Source organism: Eggerthella sp., assembly GCF_048329335.1.
Classification (GTDB): domain Bacteria; phylum Actinomycetota; class Coriobacteriia; order Coriobacteriales; family Eggerthellaceae; genus Eggerthella; species Eggerthella lenta.
In genome coordinates this window covers 1-8306 of the sequence record NZ_DBFEGU010000094.1, presented here as the reverse complement: position 1 = coordinate 8306, position 8306 = coordinate 1, and the positions used below count along the sequence as shown (strand labels likewise).

Genomic DNA, 8306 nt, shown 5'->3' with positions numbered 1-8306 from the left:
GGCCACGGTGCGCAACCGCCTCGACGTGTACGAGAAGTCCACGGCTCCGCTGATCGACTACTATCGCGGCTGCGACCTGCTCGTCTCCATCGACGGCGATCGCGATCCGAACGTGGTGTACGCCGACGTGAAGCAGGCGCTTGGTCTGTAAAGCGCGTCCGCGCGCTTTTTGCACGCAATCTTGAAGGCGGACGGGGCTTGAGCTGCCTCGCCCGCCTTTTTTCATCTATAATTCCATACCAATATGCCGACCGTACGCCAGAACATAGCCTATGCCTACAACGGCTTCATGAGCAGGCACCGCTTGGCGGCGGTTCACCTGATCAAGAGCGCGCTTGCCATCGTACTGATCTCGCTTCTGCTCGAGACGTTCCTGTTCAACATCAACTACTTCACGTCGGCGAACTACAACACCATCTCGCTGAACGACAAGCTCACCTTGCAGGAGACCGTTGACGACCAGTACAAGGTGACCGCGGTGAACCACGTGCTGGAGTTCTCGAACCTCAACACCGAGGTACACAACATCTGGCTGAACTTCGACTACCGGCAGCCTGCGCAGGATCTGAGGGTGAAGATCCAGTTCACTGACGACGCGCACCATACGTACTTCGACTCCACGGAGTACACGGTAGGCGTGCCACCGGTGGGGGTGTCCACGTTCAGCGATCAGAGCGAGTACATCAACCTCAACACGACGGGCCTCGTGAAGAACCTGCGTATCGAGATCGCGGGCGACGACGTGAGCTATCCCATCAAGCTGAGCGACATCGTCCTCAACGCGCATCACCCGTTCGACTTCAACACGACGCGCTTTTTCGTCTGCATGGGCCTGCTGGCGTTGGCGTTCGCGTTCCGTCCGGGCTCGGCCATCTACCGCATCGGCATCGTCAGCGAGCCGCGCAAGTCGAAGGCCGCCATCGTCGCAACGGTGGCTATCGAGGTGTGTCTGCTCAGCTCGTTCCTGTTCCTGGGATCGAATCTCGTGGGCGTGGCCACGCAAAGCTACAACAGCGGCTCGTGGGACGGCAAGAGCCTGGTCAACGTATTCGAGGTGGGCGGTGACAACGCGCAGCAGTACGCGGAATTGGCGAAGGCCATGGCTCACGGCCAGCTGTACCTGGAGGAGGAGCCGCCGCAGTGGCTGCAAGACTCCAACGACCCCTACGACAAGGGCGCGCGCGACGAGATGCAGAAGGAGACGGGAGAACCCTATCTTTTCGACGTGGCGTATTATAACGGGCACTACTACGTGTACTTCGGCGTGGCGCCGGTCATATTGTTCTACCTGCCGTTCTACTTGCTGACGGGCGCGAATTTCCCCACGGCCATCGGCGTGCTGATCGCCGTCGTGGCGTTCGTGCTGGGATGCTCGGCGCTGTTGGACCGGTTCGCGCGCTACCACTTCAAACGGGTGAGCCTGGGGTTGTACCTGTTGCTGCAGATACCGCTGGTCATGTGCTGCGGCGTGCTGTACCTGCTGAAGTTCCCGACGTTCTACTCGCTGCCCATCGCGCTGGGCCTGGCGTTCTCGGTGTGGGGTCTGTACTTCTGGATGAAGGGGCGCGCTTCGGCGGGACCCGAGAAGTGGTACCTTGCGGGATCGCTGTGCATGGCGCTGGTCGCGGGATGCCGCCCGCAGCTGCTGGTGCTGTCGTTGGTGGCGTTTCCGTTGTTCTGGCGCGCGTACATCACCAAGCGCCGGCTGCTCACCCCGCGTGGCGCACGCGAGTTCGCCTGCCTCATCGCGCCCTACCTCGTGGTGGCGGCCGGCCTGATGGCGTACAACCATGCGCGCTTCGGCTCGTTCACGGACTTCGGGGCGAACTACAACCTCACGGTGAACGACATGACGAAGCGCGGGTGGAACATCGGGCGTTTGGCTCCGGCGCTGTTCGCGTACTTCCTGCAGCCGCCCAGCGCCACGGGCGTGTTCCCGTATTTGCAGCCGGCGCCGTTCGATACCACGTACATGGGGCAGACCATCAAGGAAGTCACCTTCGGCGGCATCTTCGCGTGCCTGCCGGTGCTGTGGGTGCTGCCGTTCGCGAAGCGCGTCCTGCAGCTGCGCATGAGCCAGCGCTCCACGCGCACCATCGCAGGCGTCATCGTCGTGCTGCTGCTGGGCGGCGTCATCGTGGCGCTGGCCGATGCGGAGATGGCCGGCATCCTGCAACGCTACTTCGCCGACTTCAGCTTCATGTTCCTGGCCGCGGTGGTGCTGCTCGTGTTCATCGTGAACGAGAACCTGCAGCCCGGTTCGACCGTGCAGAACCTGCTCATGAAGGTGCTGCTCGTGCTGGTGGCCGTGTCGGTGCTGTACAGCGCGCTTCTGTGCTTCGTGCCCGAGACGGGCTGGTACTCCGACGTGTATCCGTGGGCGTACCGCGACATCATCGAAACCGCGCAGTTCTGGACATAGATCCGTATCCGTATCTGTATCCGTATCCGCATCCGTTCGATCCGAGAGAAGAGAGGTTCCATGGAATTCATCATCGCCGAGAGCACCGAGGATATGAGCCGGCGCGCAGCCGACCGCATCGCATCGTTCGTCGAGGCCGATCCGTCGTGCGTGCTGGGGCTGGCCACGGGCACGACGCCCATCGGCTTGTACGCGTGCCTCGTTGACGATTGCGCGCAGGGCAAGATCAGCTTCGCCGACGTGACCACGTTCAACCTGGACGAGTATCGCGGCCTCGATCCCGAGCACGATCAGAGCTACCGCTACTTCATGAAGAAGCACCTGTTCGATCATGTGGACATCGATCAGGCACGCACGCATGTGCCCGAGGGCTCGAACCCCGATGCCGAGGCCGTGTGCGCAGTCTACGAACAGGCCATCGAAGAGGCGGGCGGCATCGATTTGCAGCTGCTCGGCCTCGGCCCGAACGGGCACATCGGCTTCAACGAGCCCGAGGACACGTTCCCGAAGGCCACGCACTGCGTGGATCTCACCGAGAGCACCATCCAGGCGAACAGCCGCCTGTTCGACCGCGTTGAAGACGTGCCGCGCCAGGCGTACACCATGGGCATCGGCACCATCATGGCCGCGCGCAGCGTGCTCGTGGTGGTGGAGGGTTCCCACAAGGCCGAGATCGTGAAGAAGGCGTTCTTCGGCCCGGTCACGCCCGAAGTGCCGGCGTCCATCCTGCAGTTCCATCCCGACGCCACCGTCATCGTCGATCCGGCAGCGGGTGCGCTGTGCAAGTAAGGGGCGGCTCGGTTCTGACGGGCGCGGGATTCGCGTCCGCCGACATCGTCATCAAAGGCGAGCGCTTCGCGGCTGTCGACCCGCAGGGCACTGCGGCGACGGCGGCTGACGGTCAGGTGCTCGACGCGTCGGGATGCTACGTCGTTCCGGGCCTCATCGACCTGCATTTCCATGGATGCGTGGGGCACGACTTCTGCGACGGCACCGAAGAGGCCATCGACGCCATCGCGCGGCACGAGGCCTCGTGCGGCGTGACGGCCATCTGCCCGGCCACGATGACCTATCCCGAAGACGTGCTGGCTCCCATCATGGATGCCGCGGCCTCCTACGAGGCGAAGCGCGACGGGGCGGCGCTCGTGGGCATCAACATGGAGGGTCCCTACATCTCGCCCGGCAACATCGGCGCGCAGAACCCTGCCTACCTCCATCTGCCCGACGAGGCGATGTTCCGTCGCTTGCAGGAACGTTCGGGCAATCTCATCAAATTGGTCGACGTGGCGCCCGAGGTGGACGGCGCGCTCGATTTCATCCGCTCGGTGTCGTCCGACGTGCGCGTGTCCATCGCGCATACGCAGGCCGACTACGATACCGCGTGCGCGGCCATCGAAGCCGGCGCTCGGCAGATGACGCACCTGTGCAACGCCATGCCGCCGCTGCACCACCGCAAGCCCGGCCCCATCGGCGCGGCGTTCGACCATTCAGAGGTGATGCCCGAGCTTATCGCCGACGGGGTGCATATCCATCCGTCCATGGTGCGTCTCCTGTTCGCCGCTTTCGGAGCCGATAGGGTCATCCTTATCAGCGACTCGATGATGGCGACGGGCCTCGACGACGGCGAGTACTCGCTGGGCGGCCAGGATGTCACCGTGCGGGGCAACGTCGCCACGCTGCGCAGCGGCACTATCGCGGGCTCGGCCACCGACCTCATGGCGTGTGTGCGCGTCGCCGTACGCGACATGGGCATCCCGCTGGATGCAGCCGTTCGGGCCGCCAGCGCCAATCCTGCCCGCGCGTTGGGGCTGGAAGGGGAGCGCGGCAGCATCGAGGTCGGCAAGATCGCCGACGCCGTGGTGCTCGATGAGAACCTCCGCGTGCGCCACGTGATCCTGCGAGGCGAGCTGCTGGGGTAGCTTTCTGCGTTCATCGCGCCGGGCGAGGGCTCGGCAGCGGGGCGAAGGGTTCCGTGCGGAGGCGACCGACGCTCTCGGCCGCTCTGTGCAGAGCCCTTCGCCCTTTGCCGTTTTTTCGGGGGGGCGGCAGCCGGCGGCGCTACCGTTCGGTGACGCTTCATTCTCTTTGACGGCTTTCCGGTTTCTTCTTGGCATGCTCGTCCTATACTCTACTTTTTTCGTCGGATAAACGAGGAAGGGCGTTGCCTATGTCGATGGAGGTGCTGGTGCCCGTCGCAGGTATCTTGGCGGTGTTCGCTGCCATGCTCGTCTTGCTCAAGATCATGCGATCGAAGGGCCTAAGCTTCACGGCGAGGGTGTTCACCGCGCTCGGGCTGGGCGTCCTGCTAGGTTTGGGAATCCAGCTGTTGCTCGGCCGCGACGGGGATGCTGCCACGACGGCGCTCGACTGGATATCCATCGTGGGACAGGGTTATATCGGCTTGTTGAAGATGCTCGTCATGCCGCTCGTGTTCGTGGCCATCGTCGGGGCGTTCACGCGCGCGGAGGTCACCGAACACTTCGGGCGCATCGCCTTCGCGGTGTTGGCCGTGCTGCTGGGCACGGTGACCGTTGCGGCCGTGCTAGGCTGGGGTGCGACGGTTCTGACCGGGCTTGCGCATGCGGGCTTCCTCGATGCCGCGACCCCCGATGCCGCCGAGCTTTCGTCGCTCGCCTCCCAGCAGAGCGAGGCTGCCAGCCTTACGCTGCCGCAGGAAATCCTCTCGTTCATCCCGACGAACCCCTTCGCCGACCTCGCGGGCGCCCGATCCACCTCCACCATCGCGGTCGTCATCTTCTCGGCTATCCTCGGCGTTGCGTATCTCAGGTTGCGCGATAAAGACGTTGAGCAGGCAGACTTCTTCAAGAGCCTCATCGACAGCCTGTACGGCATCGTCATGCGGATAGTGGCCATGGTGCTAGGGCTCACCCCGTACGGTATCCTCGCGCTCATCGCGAAGGTGATGGCCGCGAGCGATTACCGCGCCATCCTCGGACTGGGAAAGTTCGTGCTCGTGTCTTACGGCGCGTTGCTGGCGGTGCTGTGCGTGCATTGTCTCATCTTGCTGGCGAACCGCGTGAATCCGGCGACCTACTTCAAGAAGGCGTTTCCCGTGCTCAGCTTCGCGTTCGTATCGCGTTCGAGCGCGGGCGCGCTGCCGCTCAACATCGAGACGCAGCATAAAGCCCTGGGCGTGGACAGCGCGTCGGCGAACCTCGCGGCAAGCTTCGGCATGTCTATCGGGCAGAACGGGTGCGCGGGCGTGTACCCGGCGATGCTGGCCACCATCGTGGCGCCTACCGTAGGCATCGACGTGCTGTCTCCTACGTTCTTCGTGCCGCTCATCGCCGTGGTGGCCATCAGCTCGTTCGGTGTGGCAGGAGTGGGCGGGGGAGCGACGTTTGCCTCGCTCATCGTGTTGGGGACGATGGGGCTTCCTATCGAGGTGGTGGCCGTCCTCGCATCCGTGGAGCCGCTCATCGACATGGGTCGCACCGCCCTCAACGTCAGCGACTCCATGGTGGCGGGCATTACAGCCTCGCATGTTGCGGGCGGCCTCGACCGCTCGGTTCTGGACGATCCGGAGGCGCGTGTCACCGCCGAGGCGCACGTGAGCTGACGGGCATGAAAAAAGCCCTGGAGGGGGGGGGATGATCCCCTCCAGGGCTTCGCGCATCGGATTCGGCGCGTCCTAGCCGATGGCGTCGGCGAACCAGGAAGTGATGGACTGCGGGTGGGTGATGGCCGTCCCCACCACGATGGCGAAGGCTCCCGCCTCCATGGCCGCCTGCGCATCGGCGAGCGTGTGGATGCGACCCTCGCAGAACACGGGCACGTCGCCCGCTGCGGCGACGGCCTCGCGCAGGAACTCGAGGTCGGGGCCGGCGGTTTTCTCGCGGCCGCCGGGCACGTAGCCCGCCAGGGTGGTGGACACGATGTCCGCACCGGCTTCGAGCGCCCGTTGCACGTCGTCCATGCAGGAGCAGTCGGCCATGATCAGCGTTTCACCGCGCAAAGCCTCCACGGTCTCCTCGAAGGTGCGACCGTCGGGGCGGGGGCGTGCCGTGGCATCGATGGCCACCACGTCGGAGCCGGCGGCGATGCAGGCGCGCGCGTGGCGCAGCGTCGGCGTGATGTAGACGCCGTCGTGCCCCTCTTTCCAAAGGCCGATGACGGGGATTTCCACCTGGCCTTTGATGGCGGCGATGTCGGCAAGGCCTTGGCAGCGGATAGCGGCTGCGCCGCCGCGTTCGGCGGACAGGGCAACCTGCGCCATGGTTTCGGGGTGGCGCATCGGCTCGCCCACGTAGGCCTGGCAGCTGACGATGAGCTTGCCTTGCAGGGAGGAAATCAGGGGATCGGTCATGATCGTCCTTTCAGGGTATCGAGCAGGTATTCGGCGGCTCCGATGAGCGGGGCTCGGCTGCCGAGCGCGGCATCGACGATGGGCAGGCCGTGCATCACGGAAGGCGCCTGTCGCTCGAAGCCTTCTTGCAGGGCGGCTCTCCAGGCTTTTCCGGCGTTGCATACCGAGCCTGAGAGCACGACAAGTTCCGGATCCAGCAGATCCGTCCAGGTTGCGATGGCTTCGCCGAGCACCGCGCCCGCCTCCAGAATGATGCGGCGTGCCAGCTCCTCGCCGTCTGCGGCGCGCCTGGCTATCTCGTCTCCCGCAAGGCGTTCGCCTCCTGCTGCGACGTAACGGGCTTCGATTCCGCTGCCGGCCGCGATGGATTCAAGCTCGCTGGCGGTGCCGCAGGCGCGCGGCGTGCCCAGCGCATCGGGGCAGGGCGTTCGCCCCAGCTCGCCTGCGAACCCGTGCGCGCCTAGCAGCACGCGGCCGTTCGCCACGATGCCGCCGCCGAGCCCGGTGCCCGCTGCGATAACGAAGCAGGTTTGAGCGCCGCGGGCAGCGCCCCAACGAGCTTCGCCGAGCGCATGAGCCTTCACGTCGTTGAGCACGGCCACGGGAAGGCCGAGCGACGCGCTCAGACGCTCGGCTACGGGCTGACCGGTCCAGCCGGGCATGAGCTCGTTGGCGAACGCGATGCCGCCCGTGCGCACGTCCACGAGCCCGGCCGTCCCCACGCCGATGCCGACAACGTCGTCTTCGGCATCGGCTACCACGTCGGCCACGAGCGAGGCCAGGGTGTCCAGCACGGCGCTGCCGCCGCGCTGGGCTTCCGTGGGAACGCTGCGCAGGGCGTCCACCGTCGGCGCCGCATCGGCGGCGGAATAGCGCACGAGCGCACCCGCCATCTTCGTGCCGCCCACGTCGAAGGCGGCAATCGTGCATGGATGTTCGACGCTCATGCGGCGCTCACGCTACTTGCAAGCCGGAGCGCCGGGCGAGACGGGGCACGCATCCCAGTGCGCCTGGCGGATCGGCGCGTCGGCGTCCATGAGTCCCGCGCGCTTCAGCACGGCGACGATCTGCTCCACGTCCTCGCCTTCGAGCGCGCACACGGGCTCGCGCATCTGGTTCGTGTTGAACACGCTCATCTGCCACAGCGCCGTCTTGAACGCGCCCACGCCCGCGCCGAAGCCCACGGTGGCCTTCACCTCGCGCGTGACGTACATGAGGCGTGCGAGGTGATTCTGGATCTCGCGCACGCGCTCCCAGTCGCCGGCTTGCGCGGCGCGCCACTGCTCCACGTAGCTTGCCGGATCGATGTTCGCCAGACCCGGAACCGAGCCGTCGGCACCGCCCAGGTAGGCGCCGTCCACGACCACCTCGTGGCCGGTCAGCACTTGCAGCGGGTGGCCGGCGTCCTCGTTCTGCAGGCACAGCCAGCGGAACGACACGTCGTCGCCCGACGAGTCCTTCACGCCCTGCAGTACGCCGTCCTCGCCGAGGCGCACCAGCATGGTGGGATCGAGCTTCGTGTGCACGCACGCCGGCAGGTCGTAGGCGAACAGGGGC

Annotated in this window: 7 protein-coding genes and 1 pseudogene; 5 read left to right on the top strand and 3 right to left on the bottom strand. The window is 65.6% G+C overall.

What is annotated here, in order from left to right; translation table 11 throughout:
* From ACMO6A_RS03040 to ACMO6A_RS03020, 5 genes and pseudogenes are all read left to right on the top strand, one after another.
* Positions 1-151, top strand: a pseudogene (locus ACMO6A_RS03040) (adenylate kinase); the annotation flags it as partial.
* 153 nt (positions 152-304) lie between these two features.
* Entirely contained in the window at positions 305-2422 is a 2118-nt protein-coding gene (locus ACMO6A_RS03035) for a cytochrome C oxidase Cbb3 (RefSeq protein WP_418470761.1), read from the top strand.
* A 60-nt stretch (positions 2423-2482) separates the two neighbouring features.
* Positions 2483-3211, top strand: a complete 729-nt coding sequence (gene nagB, locus ACMO6A_RS03030) for a glucosamine-6-phosphate deaminase (protein WP_009306333.1) — start codon at positions 2483-2485, stop codon at positions 3209-3211.
* Positions 3202-4341, top strand: a complete 1140-nt coding sequence (gene nagA, locus ACMO6A_RS03025; RefSeq protein WP_021410436.1) for an N-acetylglucosamine-6-phosphate deacetylase — start codon at positions 3202-3204, stop codon at positions 4339-4341. The genes nagB and nagA overlap by 10 nt, the downstream gene beginning before the upstream one ends.
* Positions 4342-4589: 248 nt before the next feature.
* On the top strand, positions 4590-6002 hold the full coding sequence (locus ACMO6A_RS03020) for an L-cystine transporter (protein ID WP_114547985.1): 1413 nt from the start codon (positions 4590-4592) through the stop codon (positions 6000-6002).
* 72 nt (positions 6003-6074) lie between these two features.
* Here ACMO6A_RS03020 and ACMO6A_RS03015 read toward each other — a convergent pair whose 3' ends face one another.
* The 3 genes from ACMO6A_RS03015 to ACMO6A_RS03005 all read right to left on the bottom strand — a co-directional run.
* Entirely contained in the window at positions 6075-6749 is a 675-nt protein-coding gene (locus ACMO6A_RS03015) for an N-acetylmannosamine-6-phosphate 2-epimerase (protein WP_009306330.1), read from the bottom strand.
* Positions 6746-7696 carry an ROK family protein gene (locus ACMO6A_RS03010; RefSeq protein ID WP_009306329.1) on the bottom strand — a complete coding sequence of 317 codons (951 nt, stop codon included), beginning with the start codon at positions 7694-7696 and terminating at the stop codon, positions 6746-6748. Before ACMO6A_RS03010 ends, ACMO6A_RS03015 begins: the two co-directional genes overlap by 4 nt.
* A gap of 12 nt (positions 7697-7708) precedes the next feature.
* Positions 7709-8306, bottom strand: a 598-nt coding sequence (locus tag ACMO6A_RS03005; protein WP_418470760.1) for a dihydrodipicolinate synthase family protein, incomplete at its 5' end; no start/stop codon positions are given.

Bases quoted from the DNA above. Each gene is read 5' to 3' on its own strand.
- nagB (WP_009306333.1), top strand. From the start codon at position 2,483: ATGGAATTCATCATCGCCGAGAGCACCGAGGATATGAGCCGGCGCGCA.
- ACMO6A_RS03020 (WP_114547985.1), top strand. From the start codon at position 4,590: ATGTCGATGGAGGTGCTGGTGCCCGTCGCAGGTATCTTGGCGGTGTTC.
- ACMO6A_RS03015 (WP_009306330.1), bottom strand. From the start codon at position 6,749: ATGACCGATCCCCTGATTTCCTCCCTGCAAGGCAAGCTCATCGTCAGC.
- ACMO6A_RS03010 (WP_009306329.1), bottom strand. From the start codon at position 7,696: ATGAGCGTCGAACATCCATGCACGATTGCCGCCTTCGACGTGGGCGGC.